At 68.3% G+C, this 19,941-nt stretch carries 12 protein-coding genes; 7 read left to right on the top strand and 5 right to left on the bottom strand.

The annotated features are described in order from the left end of the window. Positions 1-59: 59 nt before the first annotated feature. The gene (locus tag AC5P6H_RS11605) at positions 60-1,118 is read right to left on the bottom strand and encodes a LacI family DNA-binding transcriptional regulator (RefSeq protein ID WP_014647205.1); all 1,059 of its coding nucleotides are present in this window, start codon (positions 1,116-1,118) and stop codon (positions 60-62) included. A 92-nt stretch (positions 1,119-1,210) separates the two neighbouring features. On the opposite strand from AC5P6H_RS11605, the gene AC5P6H_RS11600 reads away from it, so the two are divergent. Genes AC5P6H_RS11600 through AC5P6H_RS11570 form a run of 7 tightly spaced genes read left to right on the top strand, consistent with a single transcriptional unit; the run spans position 1,211 to position 13,241 of the window. Then, positions 1,211-3,385, top strand: coding sequence for an alpha-glucuronidase family glycosyl hydrolase (locus AC5P6H_RS11600; RefSeq protein WP_495202650.1), 2,175 nt, complete (start codon positions 1,211-1,213; stop codon positions 3,383-3,385). After that, entirely contained in the window at positions 3,382-5,370 is a 1,989-nt protein-coding gene (locus AC5P6H_RS11595; RefSeq protein WP_495202649.1) for a sialate O-acetylesterase, read from the top strand. The genes AC5P6H_RS11600 and AC5P6H_RS11595 overlap by 4 nt, the downstream gene beginning before the upstream one ends. Before the next feature lie 53 nt (positions 5,371-5,423). Further along, positions 5,424-7,118: a glycoside hydrolase family 43 protein gene (locus AC5P6H_RS11590; protein WP_495202688.1), complete on the top strand. Its 1,695-nt coding sequence runs from the start codon at positions 5,424-5,426 to the stop codon at positions 7,116-7,118. After that, entirely contained in the window at positions 7,115-9,808 is a 2,694-nt protein-coding gene (locus tag AC5P6H_RS11585; protein WP_495202648.1) for a glycoside hydrolase family 3 protein, read from the top strand. The genes AC5P6H_RS11590 and AC5P6H_RS11585 overlap by 4 nt, the downstream gene beginning before the upstream one ends. 59 nt (positions 9,809-9,867) lie before the next feature. Further along, positions 9,868-11,352 carry an MFS transporter gene (locus AC5P6H_RS11580; protein WP_495202647.1) on the top strand — a complete coding sequence of 495 codons (1,485 nt, stop codon included), beginning with the start codon at positions 9,868-9,870 and terminating at the stop codon, positions 11,350-11,352. A 16-nt stretch (positions 11,353-11,368) separates the two neighbouring features. Continuing rightward, a complete protein-coding gene (locus AC5P6H_RS11575) occupies positions 11,369-12,406 on the top strand; it encodes a glycoside hydrolase family 43 protein (RefSeq protein ID WP_049439693.1) in 1,038 nt (345 codons plus the stop codon). Further along, positions 12,396-13,241, top strand: coding sequence for an aldose epimerase family protein (locus AC5P6H_RS11570; protein ID WP_041863456.1), 846 nt, complete (start codon positions 12,396-12,398; stop codon positions 13,239-13,241). The genes AC5P6H_RS11575 and AC5P6H_RS11570 overlap by 11 nt, the downstream gene beginning before the upstream one ends. Positions 13,242-13,354: 113 nt before the next feature. Here the strand turns inward: AC5P6H_RS11570 and AC5P6H_RS11565 are convergent, their stop codons facing one another. The 4 genes from AC5P6H_RS11565 to ptsP form a co-directional block, all read right to left on the bottom strand. Continuing rightward, positions 13,355-14,608, bottom strand: coding sequence for a carbohydrate porin (locus AC5P6H_RS11565; protein WP_495202646.1), 1,254 nt, complete (start codon positions 14,606-14,608; stop codon positions 13,355-13,357). Positions 14,609-14,621: 13 nt separating this feature from the next. Then, positions 14,622-16,328, bottom strand: coding sequence for a PTS fructose transporter subunit IIC (locus AC5P6H_RS11560; RefSeq protein ID WP_495202645.1), 1,707 nt, complete (start codon positions 16,326-16,328; stop codon positions 14,622-14,624). 86 nt (positions 16,329-16,414) lie between these two features. Beyond that, on the bottom strand, positions 16,415-17,371 hold the full coding sequence (pfkB, locus tag AC5P6H_RS11555; RefSeq protein WP_495202644.1) for a 1-phosphofructokinase: 957 nt from the start codon (positions 17,369-17,371) through the stop codon (positions 16,415-16,417). Further along, complete coding sequence (gene ptsP / locus AC5P6H_RS11550) at positions 17,368-19,878, bottom strand: phosphoenolpyruvate--protein phosphotransferase (RefSeq protein ID WP_495202643.1); 2,511 nt, start codon at positions 19,876-19,878, stop codon at positions 17,368-17,370. The genes pfkB and ptsP overlap by 4 nt, the downstream gene beginning before the upstream one ends. Between the last annotated feature and the right edge of the window lie 63 nt (positions 19,879-19,941).

The raw sequence follows: 19,941 nt of genomic DNA, 5'->3' as shown, positions 1-19,941 counted from the left end.
GGCCTGACCGGCACCCTGCCGCCTACTGCGCAGGCGCAGGCATGAGGGCGGGGCCTTCGCTACCGGCGCGTGGGCGGTGCGGCTACCGAACCGCGTGCGATCAGCCGATGCGGCATCACATGTTCACGCAGCACCGTTGCGTCCCCCGCAGGACGGCGGATGGTGCGCAGCAGGATGTCGATGGCCGCGTTGGCCATCGAGGCGATGGGCTGGTGGATCGTGGTCAGTTCCGGCCACACGGTGGTGGCGGCCGAGGTGTCATCGAAACCCACCACCGACAGGTCGCGTGGCACTTCCAGCCCGCGCCGATGCGCCACGGAGATGGCGGCGGCGCCCATGTCGTCGTTGCTGGCGAAAATCGCGGTCGGTGGCCGGCGCTGGGACAGCAGCTTCTCGGCCGCGGCCAGGCCGGACCGGTAGGTGTAGTCACCGTGCTGGACCAGGCCGGGCTCCACCGCCAGCCCGGCCTCGCGCAGGGCGGTGACGAAGCCGTCGTAGCGGAGCGCACTTGCGCTCAGGTCATCGCGCCCACGGATGAAACCGATGCGGGTGTGTCCCTGCCGGAGCAGGTGATCGGTCATTTCCCTGCCCGCACTGAAATCGTCGATGCGGACGCAGGACAGGGCCTCGCTCAGGCGACCCGATGCGATGGCCACCACCGGAATGCCAGCCTTGACCAGTTCGCTTACGGCGGCCTGCGATTCGCACAGCGGCGGCGGCAGGATCACCCCGTCGACGCGTCCGGCGAGCGCACGCGCCGCCCTGCGTTCGGATTCGGCATCCAGGTTGTCCCAGTAGTCGATGACCAGCTGGATGGCGGAACTGGAGGCGACGCGCAGCAGGCCCACCAGCAGTTCGCGCAGGTAGGCGCCGCTGGGGTTGGTGTAGATCAGCGCAATGCGCGTGTGCTGTGCAGCGGCCAGCGAACTGGCGGCAAGATTGGGCGTATAGCCCAGCTCACGCACGGCGCGCAGCACGCGCTCGCGGGTGACGTCGCGCACCTTGCCCTGGTTGATTACCCGCGACACGGTCATCGGCGAAACGCCGGCAAGGGCCGCAACCTCGTCGATCGTCACGCCTGCGGTTCTGCGGCGAACCGATTTCTTCGGCTTGTCCAATGCACGATCCCTTTGTTCTTGGTGGCGCTGCCGCGCGGGTGCGAAGGACGATGATGCGCTGCCCCGGGCCCGGACGTAGTCTACAAAGGCGCATGTTAACGCCGTTGTTGCGCGCTGTCGGCACGCACCTGTGGGCCCTGCTCGTGCTGCTGGCCTGTGTTGGCGGGGCACGGGCGGAGGATGGCTATGCGCTGTGGATGCGCTACCAGCCGGTTGCCGCAACGGTCGCTGCCGATTACCGGCGGCAACTGGCCGAAGTGGTGGCCCCGGATCGCACGCCAATGCAGCGCGCCACCCGCGACGAGCTTGCGCGCAGCCTCCCTGGATTGCTGGGAGCGTCGCCGCCAATGCGAACGGCAATCAGTACCGAGCGTGCCCTGGTGCTGGGCACGCCGCAATCCTCGACACTCGTCGCCGCGTACGGCAACGAGATCGCCACGTTGGGCGACGAGGGCTTCCTGATCCGCCGGGTCCGGATCGAGGCGCGCGATGTGCTGCTTGTGGCGGCACGCCAGGATGTCGGCGTGCTGTATGGCATGTTCCATCTGCTGCGCCTGCTGCAGCGTGGCACCCCACTGCAGGCGCTGGATGTGCGTGAGTCGCCGCAGGTCGCACTGCGTGTGCTCAACCATTGGGACAACCTGGATCGTTATGTCGAGCGTGGCTATGCAGGCAGCTCGCTGTGGGACTGGCAGACGTTGCCGCAGTGGCGTGACCCGCGCTACACCGACTACGCCCGTGCCAACGCCTCGCTCGGCATCAACGGCACCGTCCTCAACAACGTCAATGCCAGTGCGCTGAGCCTGTCGCCGGCCTATCTGGCCAAGGCCGCCGCGCTGGCCGACCTGTTCCGGCCCTATGGCATCCGGGTCTACCTGAGCGCGCGCTTCAGTGCGCCGATCGAGCTTGGCGGCCTGGCAACGGCTGATCCGCTGGATCCGGCTGTGCGGCGCTGGTGGCGCGACAAGGTCGATGAGATCCATGCGCGCATTCCGGATTTTGGCGGTTTCCTGGTCAAGGCGAACTCGGAGGGGCAACCCGGCCCGCAGGATTACGGTCGTTCCCATGCCGACGGCGCCAACCTGCTGGCCGAGGCACTGGCGCCCTACAACGGCGTAGTGATGTGGCGCGCCTTCGTGTACTCGCACCAGGTTCCCGAAGATCGCGCCAAGCAGGCGTACAGCGAGTTTATCGGGCTGGACGGTGCCTTCCGCCCCAACGTGATCGTGCAGGTGAAGAACGGTCCCATCGACTTCCAGCCGCGCGAGCCGTTCCATCCGCTGTTCGGCGCCATGCCACGCACGCCGCTGATGATGGAACTGCAGATCACCAAGGAGTACCTGGGTTTCGCGACGCACCTGGTGTACCTGGGAACGCTTTACGAAGAAGTGCTGCAGGCCGACACCCATGCACGTGGCGAGGGCTCCACGGTCGCCCGCGTGATCGACGGCTCGTTGGAAGGTCATGCACTGACCGGCATCGCCGGCGTTGCGAACATTGGCGTAGACCGCACCTGGAGCGGCTCGCATTTCGACCAGGCCAACTGGTACGCGTTCGGGCGACTGGCCTGGAATCCGCAGCAGTCCGCGCGCGGCATTGCCGAGGACTGGGCCGCGCTGACCTTCTCGCCCGACCCGCAGGTGACCGGCCCGATCGTGCGGATGATGATGGACTCGCGCGAGGCGGCAGTGGACTACATGACGCCGCTGGGCCTGCACCACCTGATGGCACGCGGCCATCACTACGGTCCCGGCCCCTGGGTGGACGGCGGCCCGCGTGCGGACTGGACGTCGGTCTACTACCACCGTGCAGACCGCAACGGCATCGGTTTTGACCGCAGCGCAAGCGGAAGCAACGCCGTGGGGCAGTACTTCCCGCCGGTTGCCGGGGTTTATGGCGATCCGGCGCGGGTGCCCGAGTCGCTGCTGCTGTGGTTCCATCACGTGCCGTGGGACCGCCGCATGCGCTCGGGCAGGACGCTGTGGGACGAACTGGTCGGGCGCTATTCGCGGGGTGTGCGCCAGGTGCAGTCGATGCAGGCGACCTGGGCGGGCCTGCGCGATCGGATCGATCCGCAGCGGCACCAGCAGGTGGCGGCGTTCCTGCAGATCCAGCGCGAGGAAGCGCAGTGGTGGCGCGATGCCAGTGTGGCGTACTTCCAGTCAGTCAGCGGCCGACCGCTGCCGGCGGGAGAACGGCCACCGCCACAGCCGTTGTCGTACTACCAGGCGTTGCAGTTTCCTTTCGCACCCGGAGATGGGCGATGAACCGGTTCGGATGGTCCGCGCGCGCGGCGGCGTTGATGGTGCTGGCGTGGCTTGCCGCACCGGTGGCGGCCGGCGAAACGACGGGTTTGCTGCACCCGCTGTTCCAGGACCATGCGGTCCTGCAGCGCGACCGGCCGATCACCGTCTGGGGCCAGGCAAGCCCTGGGCAGGCGGTATCGGCCACCTTCGCGGGCCAGGCGGTGGCCACACAGGCCGATAGGGCAGGCCGCTGGCAGGCCATGTTCCCCGCCATCGCCGCAGGCGGCCCGTACACCCTCGAGGCAACCGCCGGGACCCGGCGTGAGACGGCGCGGGATCTTCTGGTCGGCGACGTCTGGTTGTGCGCGGGGCAGTCGAACATGGAGCTGCCGGTCTGGCGCTCGCTCAACGCAGCCAGCGAGATCGCCTCGGCCACGCTGCCACGGATCCGGCTGTTCAGCGTGCCGAAGGACGCGGCCGTGCAGGCGCAGGAGAGCTTCAAGGGTGACCCTGGATGGACGCGGGCAACGCCCGATTCGGTGCGCGGTTTCTCTGCAGCCTGCTTCTATTTCGCCCGCGAACTGCAGCGCACGGTTACCGTACCGATGGGGCTGATCCAGGCAGCGTGGGGCGGCTCGCGGATCGAGGCCTGGACCAGTACCGATGCCCTGCGCGGGCAAGGTGGCATGGACGAGGCCCTCGATATTCTCGCGCGCTCTGCCCGTGATCCGCTGGAGGCACGCGCAGCCTGGGGCCGCCACTGGCAGCACTGGTGGGAGACGCGCGAAGGGGCGCTGCCGGGCGACGCACCTTGGCGCGCGGATACCGATGACCGCGCATGGTCGCACGCACCGGCCACACTGGGCGCATGGGAGCGGTGGAACGAGCCCGCGCTTGCCGATTACAACGGCATGGTCTGGTATCGCACGCAGGTGGTGCTGAGCGCTGAACAGGCTGCACGCGGCGCGACCCTGGAGCTGGCATCGGCCGACGAGGTGGACGTGACCTGGGTGAACGGGGTCGCCGTCGGCAGCCAGTACGGCGCCGGCCAGAGGCGCTATCCGTTGCCGAGTGGCCTGTTGAAGGCGGGATCCAACAGCATTGCGGTCAACGTGCTGGACACCTACGGCGAAGGCGGCCTGGCCGGCCCCTCAACGGCATACGGCCTGCAGTTCGACAACGGCGAGCGCGTGGCACTGCAGGGCCTCTGGAAATACCGGGTGGCGGCGGGCCAGCAGGCGCCGCCTTTCGCGCCATGGCAGGCCGCCACCGGGCTGTCGACGCTGTACAACGGGATGATCGCACCGCTCGGGGGCTTCGGGCTGCGCGGCATGCTCTGGTATCAAGGTGAATCGAACACCAGCGATGGTGCGGCGTATGCGATGCGGTTGCGTGCGCTGCGCGAGGACTGGCGGCGGCAGTTCGGTGCGCGCACGCCACTGCTGCTGGTGCAGCTGGCCGGCTACGGCCAGCCGCCGGTTGTGCCCGCCGCCAGCGGTTGGGCGCAGGTGCGTGAGGCGCAGCGGCGCGTCGCCGCCGAGGATGCGCGGAGCGGGCTCGCCATTGCCATCGACATCGGCGACGCCTACGACATCCATCCGCCGAACAAGCAGGAGCTCGGGCGCCGCCTGGCGCGCGTGGCGCGCCACGTGGTGTACGGCAAGCAGGACGTGGCGCCGTCGGGTCCGCGAGCGGTAACGGCCGTGCGGACGCCCGCTGGCGTGGCCATTGCGTTCGAGGATGTCGAAGGCGTGCTCACCGCGACCGGCGCGCTGCGTCCGATTGGTTTTGAACTGTGCGGGACCAGGGGTGATACCCGCCACTGCGACTACGGCGACGCCGAACTGGATGGGCGCCGGATCGTGCTGCGCGGCCCGCTGTCGACGCACGCAACGCATGTCCGCTATTGCTGGGCCGATGGCCCGGTGTGCACGCTACGCGACCGCAGCGGGGCACCGGCAGGCCCGTTCGAACTTCCCATTGCCGAAGCCGAGACGCGACGATGATGACGTTGTCCAAGCAGTCCCCTCCGGTCCGCGACAGGGCCGGCCTGAGGTCGATGGCGCGCCACCTGCTGGCGGCGGCACTCCTGCTGTCGGCCGCAACCAGCCCGGCCAGCGCGCCGCCGGACGCACCGCCGGTGTACTTCGACTGGTTCGAATACCGCGGCCACGACGCGGCCTTCGACACGCCGCTGCCGGCCGGCCACTACCGCAATCCGGTGCTGGCCGGCTTCCATGCCGATCCCAGCATCGTGAGCGCGAACGGCCGGTTCTACCTGGTCAATTCCAGCTTCACCTATTTCCCGGGCATTCCGGTGTTCGAGAGTGCCGACCTGGTTCACTGGAAGCAGATCGGCAACGTGATCGACCGCGCCACGCAGCTGGATTTCGACGGACTGAGCGTCTCGCGCGGCATCTTCGCGCCCACCATCGAATACCACGATGGGGTCTTCTACGTGGTGACCACGGCCACCGACAGTGGCGGCAACTTCATTGCCACCGCGCGCGACCCGGCCGGTCCGTGGTCCGATCCGCACTGGCTGCCCGGCATCGATGGCATCGATCCATCACTGTTCTTCGATGACGACGGCAAGGTGTACCTGGTCAACAACGATGCACCGCCCGGCCCGCCGCGCTACGACGGGCACCGCGCCATCTGGATGCAGCAGATCGATCTGGCTGCCTTCAAGCCGGTCGGGCCGCGCCGGGTGCTGGTCGACGCGGGCGTGGAGCCGGCGAAGAACCCGATCTGGATCGAAGGACCCCACATCTACAAGCGCCAGGGCTGGTATTACCTGTCCGATGCCGAAGGCGGCACCGGGCCGCAGCACTCCCAGGTGGTGCTGCGCAGCCGCACCGTGTGGGGCCCGTATGACCCCTACGCGGGCAATCCGATCCTGACCCAGCGCGAGCTGCCCGACGACCGACCGCTACCGATCACCAATGCCGGCCATGCCGACCTGGTCGAAGGCCCGGACGGTTCGTGGTGGGCGGTGTTCCTGGCCAGCCGCAACTATCAGACGCGGCACTACAACACCGGGCGCGAGACCTATCTGCTGCCGGTGCGCTGGCAGGACGGCTGGCCACGGATCCTGCCGGCCGACCAGCCCATCCCCTACGTGGTCAAGGCGCCGTCGTGGACGCAGGGCGAGGCATCCCAGGCCCCCTCGACCGGCAACTTCGTCGAGCGCGACAACTTCGATGGACCGAGGCTCGATCGCCAGTGGCTGCGCGTGCGGGTGCCCAAGCACGCCTGGGCCGACCTGGCCACGCGCCCGGGAATGCTGGCCGTGCACCCGCTTGCCGAGGATCTGGACACGCTGCGCAATCCCGCGTTCCTTGGCCGACGCCAGCAGCACCTGCGCTTCGAGGCGAGCGCCGCGATGAGCCGGCCGGGGCCTGGCGTGGCGGCCGGCCTGGCGGCGTTCCAGAGCGAGGCGTACTGGTACTTCCTTGGCGTTCGCAGCCTTCCGGACGAGCGACTTTCGCTCTTCCTGGAAGTTCGTGATGGCGGTGGCAGTACGCGCATCGTGGCGACCCGCGAGGTGCGGGCACCGGACGCGTTGCGCCTGAAGATCGACGGCAACGAGGGCGACTACGCGTTCTCGTTCGATACCGGCGACGAGCAGGGCTGGCAACTGCTTGCAGGCAAGGTGGATGGCACCGTTCTGAGCACGGACCGGGCGGGCGGCTTCGTAGGCGCACTGCTGGGTCCCTTCGCGCGCGATGAGCGCACCGGGAGAAGCAAATGAGGCTGTCGCTGTCGTCCAACGCCCGTCGCCGCACGTTGCGCCGCGGGCTCACTGTGTTCGTTCTGACCTGCATCGCGGCGGCCGCATCCGCAGCCGCGCCGCGGCCCTGGCTGGACGTTTCGGCCAGCTTCGAGCAACGGGCTGCCTCACTCGTCGCGCAGATGACGCTGGAAGAGAAAGCCGCGCAGATGCAGAACGCCGCGCCGGCAATCGAACGCCTGGGTGTGCCCGCCTACGACTGGTGGAATGAGGGACTGCATGGCGTGGCACGGGCAGGGCAGGCCACGGTCTTTCCGCAGGCGATCGGCCTGGCCGCGACCTTCGATGTGCCGTTGATGGGGCAGGTGGCCACGACGATCAGCGATGAGGCCCGCGCAAAGCACCACCAGTTCCTCCGCGAAGGCGCGCACGGCCGTTACCAGGGGCTGACCTTCTGGTCGCCGAACGTCAACGTCTTCCGCGACCCGCGCTGGGGCCGCGGACAGGAAACCTATGGCGAGGACCCGTACCTCACCGCGCGCATGGGCGTGGCCTTCGTACGTGGCCTGCAGGGCGACGACCCCGTCTACCGCAAGCTGGACGCCACCGCCAAGCATCTGGCCGTGCACAGCGGGCCGGAGGCCGACCGCCATCACTTCGATGCACGGCCCAGCCGGCGCGACCTGTATGACACCTACCTGCCGGCATTCGAGGCGCTGGTCAAGGAGGGCGACGTCGATGCTGTGATGGGCGCCTACAACCGCGTGTACGGCGAGTCCGCCAGTGCCAGCCGTTTCCTGCTGCGCAATGTGCTGCGACGCGACTGGGGCTTCAAGGGCTACGTGGTCTCGGACTGCTGGGCCATCGTCGACATCTGGAAGCACCACCATATCGTGACCACGCGCGAAGCCGCTGCGGCGCTGGCGGTCAGGAATGGCACCGAGCTGGAATGCGGCCAGGAGTACGCCACGCTTCCGTCGGCCGTGCGTCAGGGTCTGATCAGCGAAGCGGAGATCGACGATGCGGTGACCCGTCTGTTCACCGCACGGATGCGCCTGGGCATGTTCGACCCGCCGGAGCGGGTGCGCTGGGCGCGCATTCCGGCCTCGGTGAACCAGGCCCCGGCCCATGATGCGCTGGCGCTCAAGGCCGCGCAGGCGTCGCTGGTGCTGCTGAAGAACGACGGCATCCTGCCGCTGTCACGCGACATCAAGCGCATTGCCGTGGTCGGACCCACTGCCGACGACACCATGGCGCTGCTCGGCAACTACTTCGGCACACCGGCCGCGCCGGTCACGATCCTGCAGGGCATACGCGAGGCGGCCAAGGGCGTCGAGGTTCGCTATGCCCGCGGCGTGGACCTGGTGGAGGGCCGCGACGATCCCGGTGCCACGCCGTTGATCGAGCCGACCTTCCTGCGGCCTTCGGCGGACTCGCCCGAGCGTGGCCTGCGTGGCGAGTACTTCCGCACGCCCGACCTGTCCGGTACGCCGGCCCTGGTGCGTACCGACGCGCAGATCGGCTTCCGCTGGGACCGCGGCTCGCCGACCGACAACCTGCTGGCACGCGGCGAAGCGGCACCGGGGCAGGGGATCCCGAACGACCGCTTCAGCATCCGTTGGAGCGGCCAACTGCTGCCACCCGTGTCCGGCCGCTACCGGCTGGAGGTGGCCGGCGATGATGGCTACCGCCTGTACCTGGACGGGAAGCGCCTGATCGATCACTGGGTGAACACAGATCGCCTGCATGCCGAGGGCATCGAACTGGAGCTGCAGGCCGGGCGTGCCTACGCGCTGACGCTGGAGTACTACGACGACGAGCGCGATGCCGGCGTGCGCCTGGGCTGGCGCATGCCCGGCGCCAAGGCGCCGTTCGATGAAGCGCTCGATGCCGCACGCGAAGCCGATGTGGTGGTGTTCGTCGGTGGCCTTACCGGCGATGTCGAAGGCGAGGAAATGACGGTCAACTATCCAGGCTTTGCCGGTGGCGACCGTACCGACCTGCGGTTGCCCACGCCGCAGCGCACCCTGCTGGAGGCCCTGCACGCTACCGGCAAGCCGGTGGTGATGGTGCTCACCGGCGGCTCGGCCATTGCCGTGGACTGGGCGCAGTCGCATCTGCCGGCGATCCTGATGAGCTGGTACCCCGGGCAGCGCGGCGGCACCGCCGTCGGCCAGGCGCTGTTCGGCGACATCAATCCCGCCGGCCGGTTGCCAGTGACGTTCTACAAGGCCAGCGAAGCGTTGCCGGCATTCGACGACTACGCCATGGAGGGCCGCACCTATCGCTACTTCCGCGGCACGCCACTTTATCCGTTCGGTCACGGCCTGTCGTATACGCGGTTCGACTATGGAACGCTCCGCCTCGATGCAGCCAGGCTCCGGGCCGATGGCCGCCTGGGCGTTGCGGTCGATGTGACCAACGCAGGCACGCGCAGCGGTGACGAAGTGGTGCAGCTGTACGTGCGGCGCGAGCACGCTGGCAGCGGCGATGCCGTGCAGGAGCTGCGTGGCTTCCAGCGGATCCATCTGGCCCCGGGCGAACACCGCACGGTGACGTTCACCCTGGAGGCAGCGCAGGCCCTGCGCCACTATGACGAAGCGCGCGCCGCGTATGAGGTGCGGCCCGGTGCCTACGAGGTCAGGGTGGGGGCGTCCAGTGCCGATGCACGCGCGCAGGGCAGGTTCACGGTGGTGTCCGCGCATGACTGATCGCTCTCGCCGGCATCGATTTCCCTCCGCCCAGATCCCTTTTCCAGGACGTCCGCTGCATGGCAAGCACTGAACACGCGCTATCGGTACGCGAGAAGCTCGGCTACAGCCTGGGCGATCTCGCCGCCAACCTGATCTTCCAGACCCTGATCACCTACCTGGCGTTCTTCTACACCGACGTCTACCGCCTGCCAGCTGCGACCGCGGCCACGATCATCTTCGTGGTGGGCCTGCTGGGTGCGTTCGTGTTCACGCCGTTGATCGGCATCGCGGCTGACCGGACGACCACCCGTTGGGGCCGCTTCCGGCCGTGGATCCTGTGGACGGCCATTCCTTTTGGCGTACTGTCCCTGCTGGCGTTCATCACGCCGGACCTGGGCGAGCGCGGAAAGGTGATCTATGCACTGGCCACCTACGCGCTGCTGGTGTGCGTGTACGCAGCGAACAACCTGCCGTACTCGGCGCTGAGCGGCGTGCTGACCGGCAGCATGGCCCAGCGCAACAGCCTTTCGGCCTACCGCTTCGTGGCCGTGATGATCGCGCAGTTCATCATCCAGGTGCTGCTGATGCCGCTGGTGCTGATCCTGGGTGACGGCGACCGGGTGCGCGGCTTCGAGCAGGTCATGACCGCATTCGCCATCATCGGCACGGCGTTCTTCCTGATCACGTTCGCCACCACCCGCGAACGCATCGTGCCGACGCGTGAACAGACCGGCGGCATAGTGCAGGACCTGTCGGACCTGCTGCACAACCGCCCGTGGCAGGTGATGCTGGCCCTGACCGTGCTGGTGTTCATCAACCTGGCATTGAAGGGCGGTACCTACATCTACTACTTCCAGTACTACATGAGTGAAGCGGCGCTGGCCGGCTTCCTTGAAAACTCGGGGTTCAACGGCCTGGTCAGCGCGTTGAATGCTGCGCTGGCCAGCGCCGGCTTCGCGGCGTTCACCTGGCCGAAGGACGCGGCCACCTCGGCGTTCAGCCTGTTCAACGCGTGCGGCATCCTCTGCATGATCCTGGGTATCGGCGCATCGCGACGGCTGGCGGACCGCTTCGGCAAGCGCGACGTCTTCGGTGGCGCCCTGTTTGTCTCGACCCTGTTCCTGCTTGCCTTCTACCTGTTTCCACCCACGGCGGTGGCGGTGGCGTTCGGCGCCTTCATGCTGCATGGCTTCTGCTACGGCATCACCATCCCGTTGCTGTGGGCGATGATCGCCGACGTCGCGGACTACTCGGAGTGGAAGAACCATCGGCGGGCAACCGCGATCATCTTCTCGGCGATGCTGTGCGGGCTGAAGATCGGCCTCAGCGTGGGCGGCGCGCTGGTCGCCGCGATCCTCGCCCACTACGGCTACCAGGCCGGCCTGGCGCAGCAGCCTGAGGCCGTGGTGCAGGGCATCCGCCTGACCGTAAGCGTCTACTGCTCCCTTCCTTTCCTGCTCGCCGTGGCGCTGCTGGTCTTCTACAGGATCGACAAGCGCACCGAAACCCGCATCGAGCAGGACCTCCACCTGCGTCGCCGTTCCGCCGACGCCTCCGTGTAACTCCAAGATGACGACCATGATCGACCTCTCTGCCGGCGAAGACGGCCAGGCCAGCGAAGCCCGTCTTGCGCAGCTCACCGCGCACGCCATTTCGCAACCGCTGGTGACCCACATCTATACCGCCGACCCTTCGGCGCATGTGTTCGAGGGGCGCCTGTACATCTATCCGTCGCACGACATCGACGGCGGCCAGCCATTCGACGACGAAGGTGGCCACTTCGGCATGCAGGATTATCATGTGCTGAAGATGGATACGCCCGACGGCACGGCCGTCGATTGCGGCATGGCGTTGCATGTGCGCGATGTGCCCTGGGCCCGGAAACAGATGTGGGCCCCCGATGCCGCCTGCCGTGATGGCCGCTACTACCTCTACTTCCCGGCCAAGGATGCCGAGGGCCGGTTCCGCATCGGCGTGGCGATCGGTGCGCGGCCGGAGGGCCCGTTCGTGCCCCAGCCGGAGCCGATCAAGGGTGCGTACTCGATCGACCCGGCCGTGTTCGAAGACGAGGATGGCAGCCACTACCTGTACTTCGGCGGCATATGGGGCGGGCAGCTGCAGAAGTATCGTGACAACCAGTACAGCGAGGCCCACGAGGAGCCCGAGGGCAGCGCACCGGCGCTGGGCCCGCGCGTGGGCCGCCTGGATGCCGGCATGACCGAGCTGGCCGAACCCACCCGCGAAGTGCAGATCCTGGATGAGCATGGCCAGCCGCTGCGCGCGGACGACCATGCGCGCCGCTTCTTCGAAGGTCCGTGGCTGCACAGGTACCAGGGTCGCTACTACCTGTCGTACTCCACTGGCAACACCCACCAGCTGTGCTACGCCATCGGCGACAGCCCGTATGGACCGTTCACCTACGCTGGCGTGATCCTCACCCCCGTGGTCGGTTGGACCACCCACCACTCCATCTGCCAGTTCGAAGGACAGTGGTACCTGTTCTATCACGATGCACTGATGTCCGGCGGCATCACCCACCTGCGCTCGGCCAAGTGCACACCGCTGCACATGGAGCCGGACGGAAGCATCCGCACGATCAACCCGTATGGGGCCTGAGCGGATGCTGCCGGTGGATGATGCGCTGGCTCCGCTGCCAGCCGGCGAGCTGCACTGGCTGAGGTGCGGCGAACTGGAGGTTGCGTTCGCCGCAGGGGCGGGCGGGCGCGTGGCGCACCTGCGCTACCAGGGCGTGGAATGGCTGGTGGATGCGCAGCAGGCAGGCCCGGCGGCGATCGCGTGGGGCTGCTACCCGATGGTGCCGTGGGCCGGGCGCATCCGCCGTGGACAGTTCCATTTTGACGGCAGGCCGCATCGGCTGCCGCTCAACTTCGACGGGCATGCCATCCATGGGGTGGGTTTCTCGCGACCCTGGCGGATCGACCGCTTGGACGCGGCGGCAGCCCGGTTGTCGCTGGAGCTGCCGAGCGACGGCTACTGGCCTTTCGGTGGCGCTGCCGTGCTGGACCTGCAGTTGCAGGCTCACAGCCTGCAGATGGACCTCTCGGTCCAGGCCGGCGGCCAGGCGATGCCGGCGGTGCTGGGCTGGCACCCCTGGTTCCGGAAGCCGGAACGACTGCTGTTCAGTCCTCGCTCGATGTATCCGCGGGACAGGGAAGGTATTGCCACGCTGCCCCGCGTGGAGCCCACCACCGGCCCCTGGGATGACTGCTTCATCGCCGACGGTGACGTCACGCTGATACGCGAAGGCCAGCACCTGCGGCTGAGGTCGGACCACGACCACTGGGTGGTCTACGATGGTACGCCGCACGCCACCTGTGTCGAACCGCAGAGCGGCCCGCCAGATGGCTACACCCTGGCACCGCACCGGCTGGAGCCCGGCCAGCGCCTCGCGTTGACATTCGAACTGGCGTGGGCGGCGGACAGCACCTGAAACCCCGGCCAGGGCAGGCGATCACCCGGGTGCCGGGCGGTCGGTACGCCGCCTGGGCCGGCCGTGGACCCGGTGCCTGACACGGGCGGCGCCCCAGGACCACCTGACATTTCCTACAGGTTCCAGTCGATCCGCATGCCCGCGATCAGCGCATCCGGCAGGTCGTGCTGGCGTGCGGGCTCATTGAACTGGTCGGGGTGCACGATGTAGTGCAGGTTCGGTGCAACACGAAGCTGCGGGGTGAGCTGGATGCCGTAGCTCAGCTCCATCATCACCTGGCTCCCGTGCGGGGTGCCGCTGCCACCGGTTGCGGCGCGGGCGAGGCGCAGGTCTTCCAGCGCGATGCTGCTGTACTTCTGCTGGGTCACGACGAAAGCGATGCTGTCCTGCGGCCGCCGGGCGAACGTGCCTTTCTGCACCAGCCCGGCCTGCAGGAAATGATCCTCGATCAACTGGCCGGAGGTGCCCTTGAGCGCCGCACCGAAAAGGGTCAGGCCGCGGCCGGCACCATCACTGGTGAGTTGCTGCTCGAAGCGGGCGAACGCACCGGAGCGACCGTGACGCGTCGCGTACTCCTGGCCACTGAGCAGCGCGGGAATGCCGTTGGCATCGCGCAGCGGATCGCGATAGGTCGAGTTGTCCTGCCAACCACCGAGTTCGTAGCGGGCTTTCAGTCGTGCCGAAGCAGGGCTGCGCCAGCCGATCGTGTAGGGCACGATCCAGCCGGTGGCCTGGTTCGTATTCCACTTCAGGCCATGCTGGCCATCCTCGGCCTGGCTGGGATCAACCTGGTAGGCGCCGACGCGGACATAGACATCGGGCGTCACCCAGGCCGTGGCATCGGCCATCCAGCTCGACACCGGCCACCAGGTGAAACTGCTGGTGCGGAATACGTAGGTCGGGTTGCCACAGGCCGAGTTGCCCTGGAAGTACCGGCACAGGTCCGAACCCAGGTGGTGGATGTTGGCGACGCTGCGCCCTGCTTCCAGCACCAACCGGTCGTTGAAGAACTTCTGTTCGAGGGTCAGGTTGGCCAGGCGCGTGCCCTGGCCGCCGTAGATTTCCTGCACCGAGGTGCTGTTGCCCGTACTGCTGTTGGCGAGATTGGTGCCATGGCGGTTGATGCCGTAGGCCTTGACCGTCGCACCTCGCCAGCCAAACGCCGCGTCCAGGTCCACGTCGGCACCGAACATCAGTTGGCCGGCATAGGCCGTGCCGCTGCGCTTGCCACCGTCGAGCGTGGCGGCCGCTTCGCCGGTGTAGGCGAGCTTCGGAGCGAAGACGTCGCTCGCGTCGGCGGCTGCGGCCAGTGATGGCAGGGCCAGCAGGATCACTGTCGGCAGCAGGCGGCGGGAAGGGGAGGTCATGGGCGGGTTCCTTTTACAGGGTGGGAGCCGTGACCGGCTTCTTGAGCACGCGCAGCGCGACCGCGGTGACGGCCACGCCGGCCACGAGTGCCAGCAGGTAGATGCCAAGGTGGGTGACTGCGTTCGGGATCGGCAGCACGAACACGCCGCCATGCGGCACCTTCAGTTCGACGCCTGCGGCCATCGAAATCGCACCGGCCACGGCAGAACCAAGGATCAGCGCCGGAATGGTGCGCAGCGGATCACGCGCGGCATAGGGGATCGCGCCTTCGGTCACGAAACTGAGGCCAAGCACGCCAGCGGCACCGGCCGTGCCACGCTCCTCGGCAGTGAAGCGGTTCCTGAACAGCCATGTCGCCAGTGCGATACCCAGCGGCGGCGTCATGCCGCCGATCATCGTCGCCGCCATCGGCGTGTAGACCTGGCTGGAAATCAATGCGGTGGAGAAGGCGTAGGACGCCTTGTTGACGGGTCCGCCCATGTCCACCGCCATCATGCCGCCCAGCAGCAGGCCAAGCAGGATCGCGCTGCTGCCTTGCATGCCGCGCAGCCAGTCGGTCAGCCAGGCCAGCAGCCCGGCCACCGGCGTACCGATTACATACATCATCAACAGGCCGACCAGCAGCGTGCCCAGCACCGGCAGGATCAGCACCGGCTTGAGGCCTTCCAGGCTGCGCGGCAGCCGCAGCGCACGGTTGATCCAATGCACGCCGTAGCCGGCGATGAAACCGGCCAGGATGCCGCCGATGAAGCCCGCATCCATGTTGACTGCCACCAATCCCCCGATCATGCCCGGGGCGATGCCCGGGCGATCGGCGATGGAGTAGGCGATGTAGCCGGCCAGTGCCGGCACCATCAGCATGAAGCCGGACTTGGCGCCGATCTGGAACAGCGACCAGGCCAGCGTGCCCTTGTGTGCATCGTCGAAGGCATAGATGCCGCCGAGCGCGAACGCCAGTGCGATCAGCAGGCCGCCGGCAGTGACGAACGGCAGCATGAACGACACGCCGGTCATCAGGTGCTTGTAGGGGCCGGTGACCCTGGCCTTCTCGGTGGTGCGACCTGAAGCCACCGTGCCGGTCTGCACGCCAGCCTCGGCCAGCGCCTTGCGGATCAGGTTCTGGCCGTCATTGATCGCCGGCTTGGTGCCGCTCTTGAACAGGCGTTTGCCAGCAAAGCGCGACAGATCGACTTCGCGGTCGGCGGCGATCAGCACCAGGTCGGCGGCAGCGATTTCGCCGTCGCTCAACGCATCCTGCGCGCCGACCGAGCCCTGGGTTTCCACCCGGATCGCGTGGCCCAGTGCCTTGGCCGCCTGCTGCAGGCCTTCGGCCGCCATGAACGTGTGGGCGATGCCGGTCGGGCAGGAGGTGACGGCGACGATGCGCTTGCCCGCGTCATCCCTGGAAGGGGGTGCCGATGCTGCGGCGAGCTGCGCCAGCACGGCGAGCGGGTCGTCCAGCACTTCACCGAGGCCGGCGCGCACGATCTGGGCATTGCCGAAGCGGGCGCTGTCCGCCTCGCCGTCACCCACCAGCAGCAGCTGCGTTGCGGCGGCAGCCTGCGCGTCGGGCAGTGCCCCGGTCACGCCCTGATCGCTGTGGATTTCGATCGCCAATTCGACCCTTTGCTGGCGTGCGGCGCGGCGCAGCGCTTCGGCGGCAAGAACGGCCTCGATGCTGCGTTCGCCAGCGGCGATGACTACGGTGGAAGCTTGCATGGCAACTCCTGGAATTCTTCGGGTTCGTCCTTGCAGCAGGGGCCATCGGTGGCCCAAGGCCAGCCGCAGCTCCCTCTGCAGGGGTTTCAATCCAACCGCTCGATCAGTACATCGCCGGCCCACGCGCGCACCTGCGCCGGGTCCAGCCGTCGCGCGTCGCCACTCTCCAGCCGGCTCATCGAGAACGCCGTGGCCAGTCGCGCACAATCGGCCAGATCGGGGGAGGGCTCCAACAAGGCGGCGGCGATGCCGGCGACCATGGCGTCGCCGGCACCGACCGTACTGCCCTGCGCCAGTCGCGCCGGCCGTGCAACCAGGGCGCCGCTGCGATCAATGAACAGCGCGCCGTCGGCGCCCATCGAGATCGCTACGAGTGCAACTCCGCGTTCGACCAGGGCCCGGCCCGCGGCGCGCAGGGCGCTGCGATCCAGCAGCGGCGTGCCGGCCCAGGCCTCCAGTTCATGGCGGTTGGGCTTGACCGCGTAGGGCAGTGCACCCTGTGCACCACTCAACGCGGCGGCAAGCGCGTCGCCACTGGTATCCAGCAGTACGCGCGCGCCGGCGGCGCGCACCTGCGCCTGCAGTCGGGCCCATGCATCGGCTTGCAGCCCGGACGGAAGGCTGCCGGACAGCACCACCGGCAGCTGCGGCTGGAGCAGTGCGTCGAGTCGGCGCGATACCGCGTCCAGATCGGCGTCGCACAGTGACAGGCCGGGCAGGTTGATGTCGGTGGTCTCGCCGTTGGCATCTTCCACCAGCTTGATGTTGGTGCGGGTACGGCCCGGAATGCGCAGACACGCGTCTGCGATGCCCCGATCGGAAAACAGTGCGCTGAACACGCCGTCGTTGCCATCGCCGAGCACGCCCAGCGCAGTGGTCGGCACGCCCCAGTCTGCCAGGCAGGCGGCCACGTTGATGCCTTTGCCGCCGGCGTCGTCGCGGGAACTGCGGGCGCGATGTACGTGACCCGGTTGCAGGTGCGCCAGCCGCACGGTCTGGTCGATTGCCGGGTTCAGGGTAATGGTGACGGCGCGGGAACTCATGCGCGCGCTCCATCGAGGGCACGCACCTGCTCGGCGGTTTCGCAGTCCAGCGCCGTCGCAGCCAGCGTTCGCAGATCGGCCAGCGCGCTGCCACGCAGGCGTGCTTTCACGGCCGGGATGTCGTTCGGGGTCATCGACAGTTCGTCCACGCCCAGGCCGGCCAACAGCAGTGCGCCGAACGGATCGCCGGCCAGCCCGCCACAGACGCCCACCCAGCGCCCATGCAATCGTGCGCCTTCCACCGTGGCGCGGATCGCGCGCAGCACGGCCGGATGCAGGCTGTCGGCCTCGGCGGCCAGCTCCGGATTCTGGCGGTCGATCGCCAGCACGTACTGGGTCAGGTCGTTGGTACCGATCGAGAAGAAGTCGGCGTGGCGGGCCAGCACATCGCTCTGCGCCGCAGCGGCCGGCACTTCGATCATGATGCCGATCGGTACCCCGGGCGCCTGCAGTGCTGCGCGCTGGCGCTCGCAGATGGCGCGCAGTGCGACCAGCTCGCTCACCGAGGTGATCATCGGGAACATGATGGACAGGCGCGCGCCGTCTTTCGCCGCGCGGTACAGCGCACGCAGCTGCGGTTCCAGCAGGTCCGGCCGGCGCAGCAGCAGGCGCGCGCCGCGCACGCCCAGGAACGGGTTTTCTTCATGCGGCAGCTCCAGGTGCGCCACCTGCTTGTCGCCACCGATATCGAGCGCACGCACGATCAGCGGGCGGCCGCCGAGTGCCTTGGCCATCGCCACATACGTGGTGTACTGCTCATCCTCGCTGGGCGTACTGCCACGTTCAAGGAACAGGAATTCGGTGCGCATCAGGCCGACGCCTTCCGCGCCTTGCTCCAGTGCCAGCGGCACCTGCTCGGGCAGGTTGACGTTGGCGCCGATGTCGATGCGGTGGCCGTCCGGCGTCTGTGCCGGCTGCGCGCGTTGCGCCGCTTCACGCTCGCGGATCTGCTGCTGTTCGGCGATCCACGCGCGCGCCGAGGCGAGGTCGGCCTCGGACGGAGACAGGTAGAGCCGCCCGCTGCTGCCGTCGATGATCGCCTCGCGACCGGCGCTGATCGCGAGCAGCTCGCCCCCCCCGGCGACCAGCGCCGGCAGGCCGAGGGTGCGCGAGAGGATGGCGGTGTGCGAGGTCGGCCCGCCCTGCGCGGTGGCCAGGCCAATCACGCGGGTAGTGTCGAGGTTGGCCGTGTCGGACGGCGACAGGTCCGCCGCGAGCAGGATGCACGGGTGCGCGGGCAGGTCGGCCAGGCCGCCACCGGCGGCCGACGGATCAAGCTGCGCCAGCACTCGGCGGCCAACGTCACGCAGGTCGGCGGCGCGCCCGGCCAGCACCGGGTTGCCCAGCGCGGCCAGGCCCGAGGCGATGTGTTCGATGGCCTGGTGCCAGGACCATGCGACGCCATGGCCTTCGACCATCAGCTGGCAGGTACGGGTAATCACGTCGGTGTCGTCCAACAGCGCGGCATGGGCCTTGAAGATGGCGGCGTCCGAGGCGCCAAGCCGGCGCTGGGTGTCATCCTGCAGCGCGGCCAACTGCTGGCGGGTACGTGCGAGCGCGTCCTGCAGACGCGCCCCGCCTTCGCCGAGCGGGGCCGGGCGATCGGCGACCTCGACCTGCGTGCTGGCCAATACATGCACCGGGCCGATTGCCAGCCCAGGGCTGGCACCGATGCCGACGATGGCAGCCTGTGCCTCGGGCGGATTCCAGCCTGCCACCGGCGTGGCCTTGCGTTGTGCTGCGCGTTCGGCGTCGGCCTTTTCCTGTGCCACCAGGTCCTCCATGACCCTGCGCAGCGCGGTCAGCAGGGCAGGGGCATCCGCCCCCTCGGCAGACACGCTGACGGCATCGCCATGACGCAGGCCAAGTTGCAGCAGCGCGACCAGACTCTTGGCGTCCGCTGCCTGGTCGCCGGCACGCACCTGGGCGCGGGCCGCAAAGCGGCGCGCCGTCTCTGCCCAGCGCGTGGCCGGGCGCGCGTGCAGGCCGCTGGGGTAGGCAATGGTCCAGTCAAAGCGCTCGGCCAGATCGGTGGCCGGTACCTGGGCGGTCGTGATCGCAATGTCGCCGGTCAGCGCGTTGACGATCTCACCCGCATCGGTGGTCGCAAACAGGCGCTGCAGCGTTGCCTCATCCTGGATCAGCCGGGTCAGGCGGCGCAGCAGGGTAATGTGGGTATCGGACTGGGCAGCGATGCCAACCACCAGACGGGTGACCTGCCCCGGATTCCATTCCACGCCTTCCGGCAACTGCAGCACGGCAATGCCATCGCGGCGCACCAGATGGCGGTCCTCGCCAAGCCCGTGCGGGATTGCCACGCCATGGCCGAGGAAGGTGTTGGCCAGCGCTTCGCGCCGTCCCATGCTGGCCTCGTACCCCGGCGCCACGCAGCCGGCCGCGACCAGCATCTGCGCGACCTGGGCGATCGCATCGGTCTTGTCCTGCGCCCGCGCGTCCAGGCGGATCAGTTCCCGGCTGACGGGGGAGGGGAAGGTCTGGGGCGACACAGGGCGGCTCCGGCAAAAGGATGGCTGGGCATATTGGGAACGTTCCCACCGCCTATTTCAATG

The organism is Stenotrophomonas sp. YJH_SMC_110, assembly GCF_059369255.1.
This window is presented reverse-complemented; position numbering and strand designations above follow the sequence as displayed.